The sequence below is a fragment of the Kosakonia sp. H7A genome (assembly GCF_003028445.1).
Lineage (GTDB): Bacteria > Pseudomonadota > Gammaproteobacteria > Enterobacterales > Enterobacteriaceae > Kosakonia > Kosakonia radicincitans.
The window spans coordinates 1-454 of record NZ_PYTZ01000117.1 but is presented as its reverse complement, the minus strand read 5'-3'; the positions used below and the strand labels follow the sequence as shown (position 1 = coordinate 454).

At 65.2% G+C, this 454-nt stretch carries 1 protein-coding gene; it reads left to right on the top strand.

Annotated elements, in window-relative coordinates:
* Positions 1-231 precede the first annotated feature (231 nt).
* On the top strand, positions 232-454 hold a 223-nt coding region (locus CWM66_RS28500; RefSeq protein ID WP_369878953.1), incomplete at its 3' end, for a superoxide dismutase.

Genomic DNA, 454 nt, shown 5'->3' with positions numbered 1-454 from the left:
GGGCACACAGAGTATGCGCATGCGCGCGCCGGGTGGACACTGGCGCGACACGCGATTCACGCCGGGGTAACCGGGGACTGCGGCATGGTGGCGTCCCTTGCGGCGGCGGTCGCCGGGCCGGTGGGACGATCCCTCCCAATGCCCGCACTTGGTAAGCGCGCGCCGCATCCTTAACATTGTCAACGCAACGCCCGCGATGCCGCGGACGAAACGAGTCAAGGAGATCCACACATGGCCTATACCCTCCCCAAGCTGTCCTACGCCTACGACGCGCTCGAGCCGAACATCGACGCGCAGACGATGGAAATCCATCACACCAAGCACCACCAGACGTACATCAACAACGTCAACGCCGCGCTGGAAGGCACCGAGTACGCCGACCTGCCGGTCGAGGAACTGGTCTCGCGCCTGAAGTCGCTGCCGGAAAACCTGCAGGGCCCGGTGCGCAACAACG